Here is a 17337-nt window from a genome sequence, read left to right as displayed (position 1 = left end):
GAAATGACTGAGTTGCGCACTATCGATACTGTTCTCGTGGCCAACCGCGGTGAGATCGCGGTTCGCGTGATCCGCACGTTGCGTGAGTTGGGAATTCGCAGCGTCGCCGTCTACAGCGACGCCGACGCGAATGCTCGCCACGTCCGCGAGGCCGACACTGCCGTCAACATCGGACCGGCCGCGGCGCGTGAAAGCTACCTCGTCATCGACAAGGTCATCGACGCTGCCAAGTCCACCGGTGCTCAGGGCATTCACCCCGGTTACGGCTTCCTGTCGGAGAACTCGGCGTTCTCGGCTGCCTGCGCGGCCGCCGGAATCGCCTTCCTCGGCCCCTCCGAGCGGGCCATCGAGGTGATGGGTGACAAGATCACCGCGAAGAACGCGGTTGCCGCGTTCGACGTGCCGGTGGTCCCGGGTATCGCTCGCCCCAATCTGACCGACGAAGAACTGATCGCAGCGGCCGAGGACATCGGCTACCCGGTGTTGGTCAAGCCTTCGGCAGGCGGCGGTGGCAAGGGAATGCGTCTGGTCGAGGATCCGGCCAATCTGGCCGAGGCTCTTCGCAGTGCCCGCCGTGAGGCCGCGTCGTCGTTCGGCGACGACACCCTGTTCCTCGAGCGATTCGTCCTGCGGCCCCGGCACATCGAGGTCCAGGTTCTCGCCGACCAGCACGGCAACGTCGTTCACCTCGGTGAGCGCGAATGCAGCCTGCAGCGGCGTCACCAGAAGGTCATCGAAGAGGCTCCGTCGCCGCTGCTCGATCAGGTGACCCGTGACCGGATCGGCGCGGCAGCCTGCAACACCGCTCGAAGCGTCGATTACACCGGCGCCGGCACTGTCGAGTTCATCGTCTCCGCCGACAAGCCGGACGAGTTCTTCTTCATGGAGATGAACACTCGCCTGCAGGTCGAGCACCCCGTCACCGAAATGGTGACCGGACTGGATCTGGTCGAATGGCAGGTTCGTGTGGCAGCAGGGGAGAAGTTGGCCTTCTCCCAGAGCGACATCACACTGACCGGGCACGCTATCGAAGCTCGTGTGTACGCGGAGGATCCGGGCCGTGGGTTCCTGCCGACCGGCGGCCGCGTCGTCGATCTGGTCGAGCCGTCAGGTTCCGGCGTGCGCGTCGATTCGGGACTGCTCGCAGGCACCGTCGTCGGCAGTGACTACGACCCGATGCTCAGCAAGGTCATCGCCCACGCCCCCGACCGGGCGGGCGCACTGCGCAAGCTCGATCGCGCACTCGGTGACACCGCAGTGCTCGGAGTCGTGACCAACATCGAGTTCGCACGATTCCTCCTCGCTGATCCGGATGTGATCGCGGGCAACCTCGACACCGGTCTGCTCGATCGTCGCGTCGAAGACTTTGTCGCAGCCGACGCCTCCGACGAGGTTCTCATTGCTGCCGCGGCGTATCGCTGGCTCTCGCGATGGACAACTTCGGAATCCGTTGATCCCTGGGACGTCCCGAGTGGATGGCGCGTCGGAACTCCCGCTCCGACCAGCATCAGGCTCGCCGCCGGCACCCGAACGTCGCACGTTGCGATCGTCGGCGTTCCCGCCGATGCAAAGGTCGAGGTCGAAGGTTCACAGCCGCGCGCATTCAGCGCGACCCTGACGGGATCCGAACTGGCGGTAGTCATCGACGGACGCCGACGCACGTTTGTCGTCGCCGAGACCGATGGTGGTCTGTGGCTGGCGGGCGGCGGAACCTGGCACGTGCGCGAGGTTGCCGAAGTCAGCGTTCGCGGTGAGGACAAGCATGCCGGTGACGCCGAAATCGCCAGCCCCATGCCCGGTGCCGTCATCGCAGTCAACGTCGAGAACGGCGCGGCAGTGAGCGCGGGACAACCACTCGTCGTTGTCGAGGCCATGAAGATGGAGCACTCCTTGACGTCCCCGATCGACGGGATCGTGGAAGTGCTTGTCCGTCAGGGCGATCAGGTGATGGTGGATCAGGTTCTGGCCCGCGTGGTACCTGTCGCGGACGAAGAGGCTGCAGAAGAAAAGACCGAGAACACGACGCAGAAGGAAGACGCCTGATGTCCGATTACCTTGCCACCGGAGCGCTTCCGGACGAATACCAGCAGCTCGCCAAGACTGTTGCGGATTTCGCGAAGACCGTCGTGGCACCGGTTGCTGCCGAGCACGACGCCAACCACACCTTCCCGTACGAGGTAGTGGCCGGGATGGCCGACATGGGACTGTTCGGCCTGCCGTTCCCCGAGGAGTACGGCGGAATGGGCGGCGACTACTTCGCACTCTGCCTGGCGCTCGAAGAGCTGGGCAAGGTCGACCAGAGCGTCGCGATCACTCTCGAAGCTGGTGTGTCCCTCGGCGCCATGCCGATCTACCGTTTCGGCAACGAGGCGCAGAAGGAAGAGTGGCTCCCGCAGCTCACCAGCGGAAAGTCGTTGGCTGCTTTCGGCCTGACCGAGCCGGGTGCGGGTAGCGACGCCGGCGGCACAAAGACCACCGCGAAGTTCGACAGCGGTGAGTGGATCATCAACGGCAACAAGCAGTTCATCACCAACTCGGGCACCGACATCACCAAGCTCGTGACGGTCACCGCGGTCACGGGTGTCAAGGACGGTGGCAAGAAGGAGATCTCGACGATCCTGGTGCCGACCACGACGCCGGGCTTCACGGCCGAGCCGGCGTACAACAAGGTCGGCTGGAACGCATCCGACACCCATCCCCTCACGTTCGCCGATGTTCGTGTCCCCGAAGAGAATCTGCTCGGTGAGCGTGGCCGCGGCTACGCGAACTTCCTGCGCATCCTCGACGAAGGCCGCATCGCCATCTCCGCGTTGAGCGTCGGTGCCGCCCAGGGCTGCGTCGACGAGTCGATCAAGTACGCCAAGGAGCGCGAGGCGTTCGGTCGGCCCATCGGACACAACCAGGCGATCGCGTTCAAGATCGCGCGCATGGAGGCTCGCGCCCACGTGGCCCGCACCGCGTACTACGACGCGGCCGCACTCATGTTGTCGGGCAAGCCGTTCAAGAAGCAGGCGTCCATCGCCAAGCTCATCTCCTCCGAAGCTGCCATGGACAACGCCCGCGACGCCACCCAGATCCACGGCGGATACGGCTTCATGAACGAGTACGCCGTCGCGCGCCACTACCGTGACAGCAAGATCCTCGAAATCGGTGAGGGAACCACCGAGGTGCAGTTGATGCTCATCGCCCGTGAGGCAGGGTTGTGACGAACCCCAAGAAGATCACTCAGCGCGGACTCTGGTTCGAGGAGTTCGAGGTCGGCGCGATCTACGAGCATCGCCCAGGCCGGACGGTGACCGAGGCTGACAACGTCCTGTTCACGACTTTGACCATGAACACGCAGGCGCTGCATCTTGATGCTGCGTACAGCGAAGGCACTCAATTCGGTGTGCGGCTGGTCAATTCGATGTTCACCCTGTCGACCATCGTCGGCCTCTCGGTCGCGCAGTTGACGCAGGGCACCATCGTGGCGAACCTGGGTTTCTCCGAGATCAGCTTCCCGAAGCCGCTCTTTCACGGCGACACCTTGTATGCCGAGACGCTCATCGCGGACAAGCGCGAGTCGAAGAGTCGTCCAGGTGAAGGCATCGTGACGCTCGTGCACACCGGGCGTAACCAGCACGGCGACGTCGTCGCACTGGCCACGCGCAAGACCCTGGTGCAACTGCGTCCGGCAGAGGTGTCCTCATGACGTGGACGCCGCCGGGGCCGGCCTGGTTGTTCTGCCCGGCGGATCGTCCCGAGCGCTACGCGAAGGCGGCCGCCGTTGCCGACGTCGTGATCCTCGATCTCGAAGACGGGGTGGCTCCGGCCGACAAAGAAGCCGCACGTGCAGCCCTGATCGACACTCCTCTCGATCCGGACCGGACGATTGTGCGCGTCAATCCGGTCGGTACGCCTGATCACGAACTCGATCTGATCGCGCTGGACGGCACACACTATTCGCGTCTCATGCTGTCCAAGTGCGAATCGGCCGAGGACGTCCTCTCGCTCGCACCGGCGGACGTGGTTGCACTCGTCGAGTCCCCGCGAGGAGCCCTCGCCGTGGCCGACATCGCGCTTGCTGCGAACGCCATCGGTGTCATGTGGGGAGCCGAGGATCTTGTGGCCGGTCTCGGCGGTAACTCGAGCAGGCACCCGAACGGTTCGTACCGCGACGTTGCCAAGCACGTCCGATCGACGTCTCTCCTGGCTGCGAAGAGCTACGGCCGGTTGGCTGTCGATTCCGTTTATCTCGACATCAAGGACCTCGTCGGCCTGGGCGTCGAGTCCGCTGATGCTGTCGCAGTCGGCTTCGACGTGAAGGTTGCGATCCACCCGAGTCAGGTCGAGGTCATCCGTGGTGCCTTCGCACCTTCGGAAAAAGAGATCGACTGGGCCACACGAGTGCTTGCCGCGGTGTCTACTGAACGTGGTGTGTTCGCGTTCGAGGGCAAGATGGTCGACGCTCCCGTTCTTCGTCACGCCGAGAAGCTTCTTCACCGAGCCGGAATCTTTCAGCAGAAGGAGAACTAACGGATGAGCAAAGTCGTGAATACGGCAGCTGAGGCAGTTGCCGACATCGCGAGCGGATCCAGGCTCGCAGTGGGCGGCTTCGGGCTGTGCGGTATTCCCGACGCACTGATCGCGGCGATCGCCGACGGCGACGCCACCGATCTCGAGGTGTTCTCCAACAACTGCGGTGTCGACGACTACGGTCTCGGCATTCTGCTCGGCGCGCACCGGATCGCCAGGGTGACGGCGTCGTACGTGGGGGAGAACAAGGAGTTCGCCCGCCAGTATCTCGCCGGTGAGCTCGAAGTGGAGTTGACGCCGCAGGGGACGCTGGCCGAGCGGCTGCGAGCTGGCGGTACCGGCATCCCGGCGTTCTACACTCCGGCCGGCGTCGGCACACCGATCGCCGAGGGCGGCTTGCCGTGGCGATACAACGCGGACGGTTCGATCGCCGTGGCGTCGCCCCCGAAGGCGACGGCAGTGTTCGGTGGCCGCACGTATGTATTGGAAGAGGCGATCACGGCTGACTTCGCGCTCGTGCACGCGGACTACGGTGACACCGAAGGAAATCTCGTCTTCAACAAGACGGCGATGAACTTCAACCCGCTTGCTGCCATGGCCGGCCGGATCACCATCGCGCAGGTGGAGAACCTCGTCGAGCCGGGCGACATCGACCCCGCGCACGTGCACCTACCTGGAGTGTTCGTCGCGCGGGTCGTGCACACAGGCCCACAGGAGAAGCGGATCGAGAAGCGGACCGTCTCAGGGGGTACCAAGTGAGCAGCGCAGAGGAAACTCGTATCGGTTGGACCCGCCACGAGATGGCCGCTCGCGCTGCTGCCGAGATGCGGCCGGGTGAGTACGTCAACCTCGGTATCGGCCTGCCGACGCTGATCCCCAGTTACTTGCCCGAGGGTGTCAAGGTGGTCCTGCACAGCGAGAACGGCATCCTCGGTACCGGACCGTATCCGACTGATGATCAGGTCGATGCCGACCTCATCAATGCAGGTAAAGAAACCGTCACTGTCAATCCTGGTGCCGCGTTCTTCGACTCGGCCCTCTCGTTCGGGATGATCCGCGGCGGTCACATCGACACCGCGGTGCTCGGCGGGATGCAGGTGTCGAAGACCGGTGACCTCGCCAACTGGATGGTCCCCGGCAAGATGGTCAAGGGCATGGGCGGGGCGATGGACCTGGTCCACGGTGCCCGCCGCGTCATCGTCGTGATGGAGCACACCGATCGCGACGGAAACCCCAAGATCGTCGAGGCGTGCACCCTGCCGCTTACCGGGCAGGGCGTCGTCCACCGGATCATCACCGACCTGGCAGTGCTGGACGTCACCGCGGACGGGCTGGAGCTTGTGGAGCTGGCTCCAGGTGTCACCAGTGAACACCTGAAGAGTGTGACTGGTGTGGGTTTTTCCTGAAGCTTCGTACCTTCAATCGAAAGAACGCGCCGACCGCTGGTCGGCGCGTTCTTTCGTCGGTCTGTCGGCGTGTACAGATAGTCTCGATCAGCGACTGTCGAATCTCGTTCGAGCTCGGGCACCAAGTAGCTGAGGGGCCTGTAAATTGTCCGAGGTGACTGAAGTGGATGGGGGTGCAGATCGTCGGCAGCAAATTGATTGTTCCAGGGGTGGAGATGTCGCGCACAGTGTCTGAACCGTGCGTTTCGGCAATGCGATCGGGGGGTAGATGAGCTGGGCGATTTGTAACGAATTGCAGCAAAACCGTCGATACACCGGGGTATGGATTTCTCTTGTCACCTATGTATCGGAGACAATGGGTGGTTCTGGCTCGTCGAGGTTGGATGAGGTCGGTAGCTGCTGCGAATCGGACGTTCGGCTCGCACGGGTGCGCAATGGTGTGGAAGAGAGGCTGTGGGCGTGAATTCGCTGGGTAACGGAGAACTGGGGAGCGGCAAGCCGGAGGTCGGCAGCTCGCCGGAAGACGTTCAGCGATCAGACGCATTCCCACTTTCGGCGGCCCAGCTCGGTATGTGGTTCGCGCAGCACCTTGATCCCGCAGTACCGGTCAACATCGCCCAGTACGTCGAACTCCGTGGTGCTCTGGAGCTTGACGCCCTTCGCCAGGCCTGTGCAGACGCCGGTCGCGAAATCGGGTCGGCCTTCGTGCGGATCTTCGAGATCGATGCCCAGCCGTACCAGATCATCGACCCCACACTCGATGATTCAGTCGGCTACGTCGATCTTCGTAGTGAAGACGACTCGCACGACGCCGCCATGCGGTGGATGCGAGCAGATCGCAGTCGGCCGATCGACATGCTTACGGACCGACTGATCTCTGCCACGATCCTGCGCCTCGGCGAGAACCGCTACTACTGGTACACGCGGGTCCACCACACAATTCTCGACGGTTTCGGTGCGTCGACGTTCGTCACTCGTGTGGCGGAGCTGTACTCGGCGCGCGTGGAGGGCCGGGATCCGGAGCCGAGTGAGGCCTCCGATCTCCGGAACGTCTACGAGGTGGACAACAAGTACCGCCAGTCGAGTCGTTTCGAAACCGATCGCAAGTACTGGGCAGACAAGATCGAGAATCTCGACGAGATCTCGAGCCTCGCGGGTCGAAGTGCCGCGCCTGCTCCAGTCAGTCGGATCGACAGTGCAGCGCTGTCCAACCATGTCGAGGCGCTGCTCGGGCGCTTCCTCGAGCGCGTGGAGAAGACCACTGTTGCCGGAACCGTAGTCGCGGCGTTTGCGGCATACCTCGCTCAGATGACCGGACGAGAGGACGTGTCGTTGAGCCTGCCCGTCTCCGGTCGAACGACAGCCGTGCTGCGTCGATCCGGTGGCATGGTCTCCAACGTCGTCCCACTGCGCCTGACCGTTACTGCGGACACCACCGTCCAGGAGCTTCTGGACGATGTCAGGAACGAAATGTCCGGCGCTCTGCGTCACCAGCGGTACCGACACGAGGACATGGTTCGCGGGGGTGACGGACCGGGTCGGGGCGGATTCTTCGGTCCCTGGATCAACATCATGATGTTTTCCACCGAGTTGGCGTTCGGGCCCCTCGTCGGCGAGCTTCACATCCTGTCCACGGGTTTGATCGAAGACCTCGGTGTCAACCTGTACCAGAGCGTCGGCGACACCCGTACGCACATCGATTTCGAGTCGAATCCCAATCTGTACGCGCCCGCGGACGCCCAGCGAAATCACTCGCGGTTCGTGGAGTTTCTCGAGAAGTTCGTCTCGGCCGAAACGAGCCGCAAGGTCTGGGATCTTCCTGTCGCAACCGACGAGGAGCGAAACAAGGTTGCCTTGTGGAACCGCACCGGCTTCCACGTTGCCTCGCAGACCATCACCGAAGCATTCGAGCGTCAGGTCGAGAGAACTCCCGATGCCACCGCTGTCGTTTTCGAAGGCGCCAGCCTCACATACGCCGAATTCGACTCTCGCGCAAATGGTTTGGCTCGTCAACTCATCGCCATGGGTGTTGGGCCCGAATCGCTTGTAGGACTGTCGATCCGCAGGTCTTTGGGCTTGATGGTCGGTCTGTACGCGATTGCCAAGGCCGGCGGAGCCTGGGTGCCGGTGGATCCCGACCACCCAGCGGAACGCACCGCCTACATTCTCGAGTCGGCGCAGCCCACGTGTGTTGTGACCACTGCGCGGGACGACGTGGATCTGCCCTCGGGCACACGGGTCCTCGAGATCGACACGCTGGACTATGGGCAGCTCGACAGCAGGCCGATCGTCAACGCAGATCGCCTGTCTCCCTTGCATTTCTCGAACACTGCCTACGTGATCTACACCTCGGGTTCGACCGGTCGACCCAAGGGTGTCGCGGTCACTCACGCGGCGATCAACAATCAGCTTCAGTGGATGAACGCCGAGTACGGGCTTTCGGCGTCGGACATCTACCTGCAGAAGACCGCTACGACATTCGACGTGTCCCTGTGGGGATTCTTCATGCCGTTGCAGGTCGGCGCCACGCTCGTCGTCGCGACTCCGGACGGTCATCGAGACCCGATCTACGTGGCGAACAAGATCGCGGAGCTCGGCGTCACGATCACCGACTTCGTGCCATCCATGCTCACGCTGTTCACTGCGAATGCACCTGCCGGATCTTGTGATTCGTTGCGCCACGTGTTCGTCATCGGCGAGGCGCTCCCGCCCGAGACGTCTTCCGCCTTCCGCGAACTCTGTGGAGCCGGACTGCACAACCTGTACGGTCCGACCGAAGCCGCGGTGTCGGTCACGTACTACGAGGCCGTGGCCACGGATACTACTTCCGTGCCGATCGGTATGCCGCAGTGGAACACTCAGGCGCACGTACTGGACGGACAACTTCGCCCGACCCCCATCGGGCAGCCGGGTGAGCTCTATCTCGCCGGCGTTCAACTCGCGCGCGGATACGTTGGTCGACCGGACCTGAGCTCGGATCGGTTCGTAGCCAATCCGTACGGCACGGCCGGTGAGCGTATGTACCGGACCGGCGACCTCGTCCGCCGCCGTGAGGACGGAAACCTCGACTACATCGGGCGTACCGACTTCCAGGTGAAGTTCCGTGGACAGCGCATCGAGCTCGGCGAAATCGAGACCGTCCTTCTGGCACACCCCGACGTTTCCCAGGCTGTTGTCTTGGTGACCGTCACCCCGACCGGTGATCAATTGGTCGGCTACGTCGTGCCGGGCCCGGGCCGAAACATCGATGCTGCTGTGCTCAGTGAGTTCGCCGGTCGAAGCCTCCCTTCGTACATGGTTCCGGCCGCGTTGATGGTGCTCGATGCGTTGCCGCTCAACACGAGTGGCAAATTGGATCGTGCCGGGTTGCCCGAGCCGGTGTTCGCGAGTGCGAAGCAGTACCGCGAGCCCCGCACCGAAATCGAGCGGGTTGTCGCTGACGTCTTTGCCGACGTTCTCGGTGTCGAGCGCGTCGGTATCGACGACGACTTCTTCGAACTCGGTGGAAACTCGCTGGTTGCAACACAGTTGGTGACCCGCGTGGGTTCCGCCTTGGGAGTGCAACTCGGCGTTCGAGAGCTTTTCGAGTCCACCACGGTCGCTACCTTGGCGGCCCGCGCCGAGTCTGTGGCGGGTAACGCCAGGCAGCTCACCCCGCTGATCGCCAAGCCTCGTCCCCAGGTTGTCCCGCTCTCGCTTGCACAGCAGCGCATGTGGTTCATCAACCGTCTCGATCCGTCGACGCCCGCGTACAACCTTCCGTTCACGGTCCGGCTCACCGGTTCGGTGGACCCGTCCGCCCTGCATGCCGCGGTGATGGATCTTCTCGAGCGACACGAGTCCTTGCGGACGATCTACCCTGATGTCGACGGAACCGCGCAACAGCTGGTTCTGCCGGTCGACCGGGCCGCGGTGGAGTTGAATCCGGTCAAGATTCGGAATTCGCATCTCGACGCGGCGCTGTTCGACGTGGCGTCTCGCGGCTTCGACGTGACGCTCGAAATCCCGGTACGGGTTGCCCTCTTCGAGGTGTCTCCGACGGACTACGTCCTGGTGATGGTTCTCCATCACATCGCTGCAGACGGACTGTCGTTCCGTCCGCTCGCACGTGACCTTCTCGTCGCATACTCGGCGCGAAGTGAGAAGTCTGCGCCGGCGTGGACGGCGCTGCCGATCCAGTACGCCGACTACGCCCTGTGGCAGCGCGAAGCACTGGGATCCGACGAAGACCCGCGCTCGGAGTCGTCTCGCCAGATCAACTTCTGGCGCCGGGCACTTGCCGATTTGCCGGATCAGTTGGATCTGCCGACCGACCGACCTCGTCCTGCCATCGCGTCCAATCACGGTGCCAAGCACCATTTTCAGATCAGCGAACGCACGACGCGCAAGTTGAACGAGTTGGCGCGCTCGAGGAGCGTCTCGCTGTTCATGGTGTTGCAGGCGGCATATGCAACGCTGTTGAGCCGGCTCAGTGGTACCTCCGACATCGCGATCGGTGCCCCGATCGGCGGGCGAGGCGATCAAGCGCTCAATGACGTGATCGGCATGTTCGTGAACACCCTGGTGCTTCGCACCGAGGTCGATCCGAACGAACGATTCGAAGAGTTGCTCGCTCGGGTAAGGGAATCGGGCTTGTCTGCCTACGGGCATGCCGATGTGCCGTTCGAGCGGTTGGTCGAAGTCCTGAGTCCGGCGCGTTCGCAGGCTCGTCACCCGCTGTTCCAGGTTGCGCTCACTGCGGAGATCAGTGGACGACGCGAACTGGAATTCTCAGGTGTCAAAGCAGTTGCAGCTGAATTGGAAGTACCGGTCGCCAAATTCGATCTCGAACTCATGGTGTCCGAGAATCCCGAAGGAACCGAAGACGCGGATGTCTTGAGTGCCACCTTCACCTACGCCACGGACTTGTTCGATCCGGCCACGGTGAACACTTTCGCTACTCGGTTCGTGCGCATTCTCGATGCCGTGGCTACCCGACCTGAAACGATCGTCGGCGATATCGACCTGCTCTCACGCTCCGAGCGCACCGATCTGACGGTCGTAGCCGCGGATGACACGATGCCCCGGCAGAGTCTCGTCGACATCTTCCTGTCCGGCACGGCTGAGGCGGATTCGGTTGCTGTTCGCTTCGAGGGTCGATCGATCACCTACCGCGAGCTCGATGAGCAGTCGTCGAAGCTCGCACGGGTTCTGATCGGACGGGGCGCCGGCCCCGAGACCATTGTTGCTCTCGCCTTTCCTCGCTCGTACGAGATGGTCTGTGCAGTATGGGCGGTGGCGAAGTCAGGGGCGGCATACGTCCCAGTCGACCCGAGCTATCCGGAAGATCGTGTTCGGCACATGCTGGCCGATTCTTCGGCCGCGATCGGACTCACGTCGGGACAGTTCGTAGATCAGCTTCCTGCGGTCACAGAATGGTTGGTCCTTGACGGCCAGGCGCTGAACGGAGAACTGTCGACGCAATCTTCAGCGCCGGTCACGGACGAGGACCGAATCGCTCCGATTCACAGTTCTCACGTTGCATATGTCATTTACACATCCGGTTCCACGGGAAAACCGAAGGGTGTCAGCGTCACTCACGGTGGTCTCCGTGGGGTCAGAGACGCAGCACAGCGTCGCTACGAGGTAGAACAGTCCTCACGCTTCCTCCATATCTGTTCGCCGAGCTTCGACCCGTCGGTACTCGAATGGATGGTCGCCTTCTCTGCGGGTGCAACTTTGGTGATCGTTCCGTCGACAATTATCGGTGGACACGAGTTGTCGGATCTTCTTCATTCCGAGAAGGTCACACACGCGATCATCACTCCCGCAGTACTCGGGACCATGGAGCCGGCAGAGCTGCCTGAATTGCGAGTCGTCTCCGTCGGCGGTGACGTGACCACTCCCGAGTTGCTGGCGAAATGGGCCCCAGGGCGCGCCTACTTCAATGGGTACGGTCCGACCGAGACCACGATCATCTCGTCGTTCGGCGATCTCGCGATCGGCCGATCGATCGACATCGGGCGTCCCGTCGAGGGCATGTCGGCACTGGTACTCGACGAGCGTCTGCATCCTGTTCCAGTCGGTACCAGGGGAGAGCTCTACTTTGCGGGCGCTGCATTGGCTCGCGGCTACCACGAGCGGCGAGGTCTTTCTGCGGAACGGTTTGTTGCCAACCCGTATTCGCCGGATGGCGAGCGAATGTACCGGACCGGCGATGTCGTGCGCTGGACCGGCGGAGACGCGCGCGGTGACGCGGGGGTTCTCGAATACGCCGGCCGCAGTGACTTCCAGGTCAAGGTTCGCGGATTCCGTATCGAACTCGGTGAGATCGACGCAGTTCTGTCCTCGCACGAGTCTGTGCGCTTCGCGGTGACGGTCGGAAGCGAAGGCGCGACGGGTGTCACAACCCTCGTTTCCTACGTCGAACTGGCTGACGGGTCGAGTTTCGATCGGGACGTGCTCGCCTCGTTCGTGGCAGAGTCTCTGCCGAGCTACATGGTTCCGTCCGTCATCATGGAACTCGCCGAGGTTCCGTTGACCCCGGTGGGCAAATTGGATCGCCGGGCTTTGCCGGAGCCTGTTTTCGAGGTCCGCGAGTTTCGTGCACCCACTACGCCGGTGGAAGAGATTGTCGCGCAGGTGATTGCGGATGTTCTCGGAGTGGAACGAGTCGGCCTCGACGACGACTTCTTTGAACTCGGTGGCAACTCCCTGGTGGCTACTCAGGTCACCTCCCGATTGGGGCGGGCGCTCGACACTACGGTGCCGGTGCGAACGCTATTCGACGTTTCCACCGTCGAGGCGCTCGCCGCACACATCGAGTCGCACGTAGGTAGCGGCGGGCAGAAGGCGCTCGTCGCACAGGTGCGTCCCGCGGAAATTCCGTTGTCGCTGGCGCAGCAGCGCATGTGGTTCCTGAACCGCTTCGACACCGACTCAGCTGCTTACAACATCACTTTTGCTCTGCACCTGACTGGTCAACTCGATACTGCCGCGATGGAAACTGCGCTCGAGGACGTACTGGCCCGGCATGAAGTGCTCCGAACGGTATATCCGGACGGGGCTTCCGGACCGAAGCAGTCGATTCTGTCGCTTTCGGAGGCGTTCGGCGGACTGACCGTGGAGTCGGTTTCGGATCCGGACGAGCTCGAAAGTCGAGTCGCTGCAATCGGATCCTCAGCGATCGACGTCACCGTCGACGTGCCGATCCGTGTCCGCCTGTTGACGGTCAGCGACACCGAGCACACCCTCGCGATCGTGGTTCATCACATCGCCGCTGACGGTTGGTCGATGGCGCCCCTGGCACGCGATGTCATGATTGCCTACTCGGCACGCAAGGACGCGATCGCGCCGGCGTGGCAGCCGTTGACTGTGCAGTACGCCGACTATTCGTTGTGGCAGCGTGAGGTTCTGGGGTCGGAAGACGACTCGGAATCACTCATCTCGCAGCAGATCTCGTACTGGACCGAGACTCTGGTAGACCTACCGGATGTGATCGAGCTTCCGTCGGACCGGTCTCGGCCTGATGTGGCGTCGATGCGCGGCGAGCGATTCGCGTTCGAGATCTCCGGGGATGTGCACCGTCGATTGGACGCGCTGGCACGGGAGAACAACGCAACGCTCTTCATGGCGTTGCACTCGGCGCTTGCCGTTCTGATGGCCCGACTGAGCGGGACCTCGGACATCGCCGTGGGCACCCCCGTTGCCGGTCGCGGCGACGAGGCGCTCGACGATCTCGTCGGTATGTTCGTCAACACGCTTGTTCTGCGCACCGAGGTCGACCAGGCCCAGGCATTCACGGATCTGCTCGCTGCAGCGAGTGATTCTGCGCTCGGAGCGTTCGCTCACTCGGACGTGCCCTTCGAGCGGTTGGTGGACGTCTTGGCTCCCGCCCGGTCGCAGGCCAGACATCCGCTGTTCCAGGTTGTGCTGTCCTTGCAGAATCTCGCGCAAACGGCATTGGAACTGCCGGGACTGGCGATCAAGGCCGCCGAAATCGACACGACCACTGCCAAGTTCGACCTCGAACTCGCAGTAACCGAGTCGATCGGCGAAGACGGGATCCAGCAAGGGCTCTCGGCCGAATTCACTTTTGCTGCAGATCTGTTCGACGTCTCGACGGTCGAGGGGTTTGCTCGGCGTCTGGTTCGTATCCTCGAGACTGTCGTGTCGGTTCCTTCGATTGTCGTCGGTGACATCGATATTCTCGATGCGGCCGAGCGGGGTGTGCTGGCCGATGTTCATGGAGGTCAGTCGGTCTCGGGAACCCTGGTCGAGATTCTCACAGCGGCGGCCGCTGTGGATCCGTCGGCGGATGCGATTCGCTTCGACGGTGAGTCGATCAGCTACCGCGAACTCGACGAGCGGTCGTCGCGACTCGCTCGTGTTCTGATTGCGAAGGGTGTCGGGCCGGAGGATCGGGTCGCGATCGCGATTCCGCGTTCGGCCGATTCGGTTCTCGCTCTGTGGGCAGTGGCGAAAACGGGTGCTGCGTTCGTGCCCGTCGACCCGACGTATCCGGTTGACCGTATCGCCCACATGATCTCCGATTCCGGTGCGGTGCTGGGTCTTGCGCTCAGTGACGTCGAGGCAGGATTGCCGTCGGCGTTGACGTGGGTTGTTCTCGACGACGAGAAGACAGTGGCGGCGTGCGCGGCAGAATCTTGCGCGCCGGTGAGTGATTCGGATCGACGTAGTGCGATCGACGAGCGGCAGCCTGCGTACGTCATCTACACGTCCGGCACCACAGGTCTGCCCAAGGGCGTTGTGGTCACCAACGCCGGTGTGGCGAATTTCTGTGCCGAGCAGGTCGAGCGCTATGCGCTGACCGCGGATGCTCGGACGCTGCATTTCGCCTCGCCGAGTTTCGATGCGTCTGTCCTCGAGTTGCTGATGGCATTCGGATCCGCGTCGACGATGGTGATTGCGCCGACGACGGTGTACGGCGGCGCGGAACTGGCCGAGATCTTGCGCTCGGAGGGCGTGACGCATGCGTTCGTGACGCCCGCTGCGCTGGCATCAGTGGATCCGAGCGGGCTTGACGCGTTGCGGGTGGTTGTCGTCGGTGGCGAAGCCAGTTCGCGGTCTCTCGTTGCCAAGTGGGCGGTGCCGCTTCCGGATGGCGGTGTGCGTGGATTCTTCAATGCGTACGGTCCGACGGAGTCGACAGTCGCCTCGAACATCAGCGATACGCTGACCGCGTTTGATCGTATGAACATCGGCGGCCCGATTCGAGGTATGGCCGCGCGGATCTTGGACGGCCGCTTGCAGCCTGTGCCGGTTGGTGTCGCAGGTGAGTTGTACGTGTCGGGTGTTCAGGTCGCTCGTGGATACCTGGGACAGCCGGCATTGACGGCGGGTCGTTTTGTCGCAGACCCGTTCGGGGCGCCGGGAGAGCGGTTGTACCGCACGGGTGACGTGGTCCGGTGGATCGACGGTGGCGCGGTGGAGTACGTGGGCCGCAGCGACTTCCAGGTCAAGATCCGTGGGTTCCGTATCGAACTCGGCGAAATCGAGGCCGCACTGACCCGATGCGCGGGCGTTGCGCAAGCTGTTGCTCTTGTACGCTCCGACGATCACTTCGGCGATCGCCTCGTTGCATACGTGGTGCCACAGGCCGGCGCCGAGGTGGATCCCGCACAGGTCATCGAGTCGGTGTCGACGTTCCTCACCGGCTACATGGTTCCCGACTCGGTCCTGGTGCTCGATTCGATTCCGTTGACCACCGCGGGCAAGACGGACATCAAAGCTCTGCCATCGCCCGTGTTCGAGTTGAAGGTGTATCAGGCGCCGATCACGACCGTCGAAGAGACTGTCGCGCAGGTGTTCTCCGAAGTTCTCGGAGTCGCACAGGTTGGCCGCGACGACGACTTCTTCGAGCTCGGAGGCAACTCGCTGATCGCGACCCGTGTCGCCGCACGGCTGGGGGAGGCGCTTGACACAAGCGTTCCGGTTCGTGCGCTCTTCGAAGCGTCGACCGTGCAGTCACTCGCCCTCCGGCTCGAGCTGCACGCCGGTTCGGGTGCCACGGCCCCACTGATCCCGCAGTCCCGGCCCGCTCGGATCCCACTTTCGTTGGCGCAGCAGCGCATGTGGTTCCTGAACAGGTTCGAACCCGCGTCGGCAGTGAACAACGTTCCGGCGGCGATCAGGATTTCGGGCGCCCTCGATGTGGCAGCTCTCAACGCTGCCGTGATCGATGTCGTGGGCCGACACGAATCACTGCGGACGCTGTATCCGGACGTCGACGGCGTCGGGTACCAGGAAATCCGTGACGTTCGAGACGTTGTTGTCGATCTCAGCCCCGTGTCGATCACGGAAGATCGCCTGGCTGCAGGCGTCGCAGAGCTGGCGACGGTCGGCTTCGACGTGACGTCTGAAGTCCCGTTGCGCGCCAAGCTCTTCAAAGTCGGCGACAGCGAATACGTCCTGGTGTTCGTGGTGCATCACATCTCGACCGACGGTTTCTCGATGGGCCCGTTGACCCGCGACGTGATGGTTGCCTACGAAGCACGTACACGAGCGTCCGTGCCGGCTTGGACGCCGTTGCCGGTGCAGTACGCCGATTACTCGTTGTGGCAGCGTGAGGTTCTCGGGTTCGAGGAGGATCCGCAGTCCGTGATCGCGAAGCAGATTGCGTTCTGGTCGGGTGCGTTGGCTGATCTTCCGGAGCAGTTGGATCTGCCTGGTGATCGTCCGCGTCCCGAGGTCGCTTCAGGGCGCGGAGCCGAGGTCGAGTTCGATATCGACGCCACTCTGCACGGAGCTGTCAATTCGATTGCGCACAGCAGTAACTCGACACCGTTCATGGTTGTTCACGCAGCGCTCGCCGTCGTACTTTCTCGTTTGTCCGCAACGACCGACATCGCGATCGGTACACCGATCGCGGGTCGCGGTGAGGCGCAGCTCGACGATCTGATCGGTATGTTCGTCAACACTTTGGTGTTGCGTACCGAGGTTGATCCGTCGATGTCGTTCACGGATCTGTTGGCTTCGGCGCGTGAAGTGGATCTGCAGGCGTTCGCGCATGCGGATGTTCCGTTCGAGCGTGTGGTGGAGGTTCTCGATCCGGTTCGTTCGCAGGCTCGTCATCCGCTGTTTCAGGTGGCGTTGACGTTCCAGAACCACGAACAGACAACGCTCGAACTGGGCGACCTCGAAGTGTCGATCGAAAGTGCCGATCTTGCGTTGGCGAAATTCGACCTCCAGTTGACCCTGACCGAACGAACCGACGAGGCCGGCGCACCCGCCGGAATGTCCGCCTCTTTGACGTATGCGACGGATCTGTTCGACGAGTCGACCGTTGTGGAATTCGGTGATCGGCTGGTACGGACCTTCCGTGCGGTGACTGCTGATCCCACCGTAGCGGTGGGTGACGTTGACATCTTGGCCGATGGTGAACGAAACCTGCTGTCCCGCTTCAGTGCTGGCCAGA

General features: G+C 62.8%; 7 protein-coding genes. All 7 read left to right on the top strand.

Going from position 1 to position 17337, the window contains the following annotated elements; genetic code table 11:
• The first annotated feature begins 3 nt into the window (after window positions 1-3).
• A complete protein-coding gene (locus RE4_RS17250) occupies window positions 4-2043 on the top strand; it encodes an acetyl-CoA carboxylase biotin carboxylase subunit (RefSeq protein WP_060939079.1) in 2040 nt (679 codons plus the stop codon).
• Window positions 2043-3206, top strand: a complete 1164-nt coding sequence (locus RE4_RS17245) for an acyl-CoA dehydrogenase family protein (RefSeq protein ID WP_020906879.1) — start codon at window positions 2043-2045, stop codon at window positions 3204-3206. The genes RE4_RS17250 and RE4_RS17245 overlap by 1 nt, the downstream gene beginning before the upstream one ends.
• Window positions 3203-3691 (top strand): MaoC family dehydratase, encoded by a 489-nt coding sequence (locus RE4_RS17240; protein WP_020969025.1) that lies wholly within the window; start codon window positions 3203-3205, stop codon window positions 3689-3691. The genes RE4_RS17245 and RE4_RS17240 overlap by 4 nt, the downstream gene beginning before the upstream one ends.
• A complete protein-coding gene (locus RE4_RS17235) occupies window positions 3688-4515 on the top strand; it encodes an HpcH/HpaI aldolase/citrate lyase family protein (RefSeq protein WP_020906880.1) in 828 nt (275 codons plus the stop codon). Before RE4_RS17240 ends, RE4_RS17235 begins: the two co-directional genes overlap by 4 nt.
• A 3-nt stretch (window positions 4516-4518) precedes the next feature.
• Entirely contained in the window at window positions 4519-5274 is a 756-nt protein-coding gene (locus RE4_RS17230) for a CoA transferase subunit A (protein WP_042453312.1), read from the top strand.
• Between the two features lie 41 nt (window positions 5275-5315).
• Entirely contained in the window at window positions 5316-5921 is a 606-nt protein-coding gene (locus RE4_RS17225) for a 3-oxoacid CoA-transferase subunit B (RefSeq protein WP_174531772.1), read from the top strand.
• A gap of 459 nt (window positions 5922-6380) precedes the next feature.
• Window positions 6381-17337, top strand: a 10957-nt coding sequence (locus RE4_RS17220) for a non-ribosomal peptide synthetase (RefSeq protein WP_255246885.1), incomplete at its 3' end; no start/stop codon positions are given.

It is taken from the genome of Rhodococcus erythropolis NBRC 15567, from assembly GCF_001552595.1.
Lineage (GTDB): Bacteria > Actinomycetota > Actinomycetes > Mycobacteriales > Mycobacteriaceae > Rhodococcus_F > Rhodococcus_F erythropolis.
The sequence above is the reverse complement of the archived record's forward strand: the minus strand, read 5'-3'. Positions and strand labels throughout refer to the sequence as shown.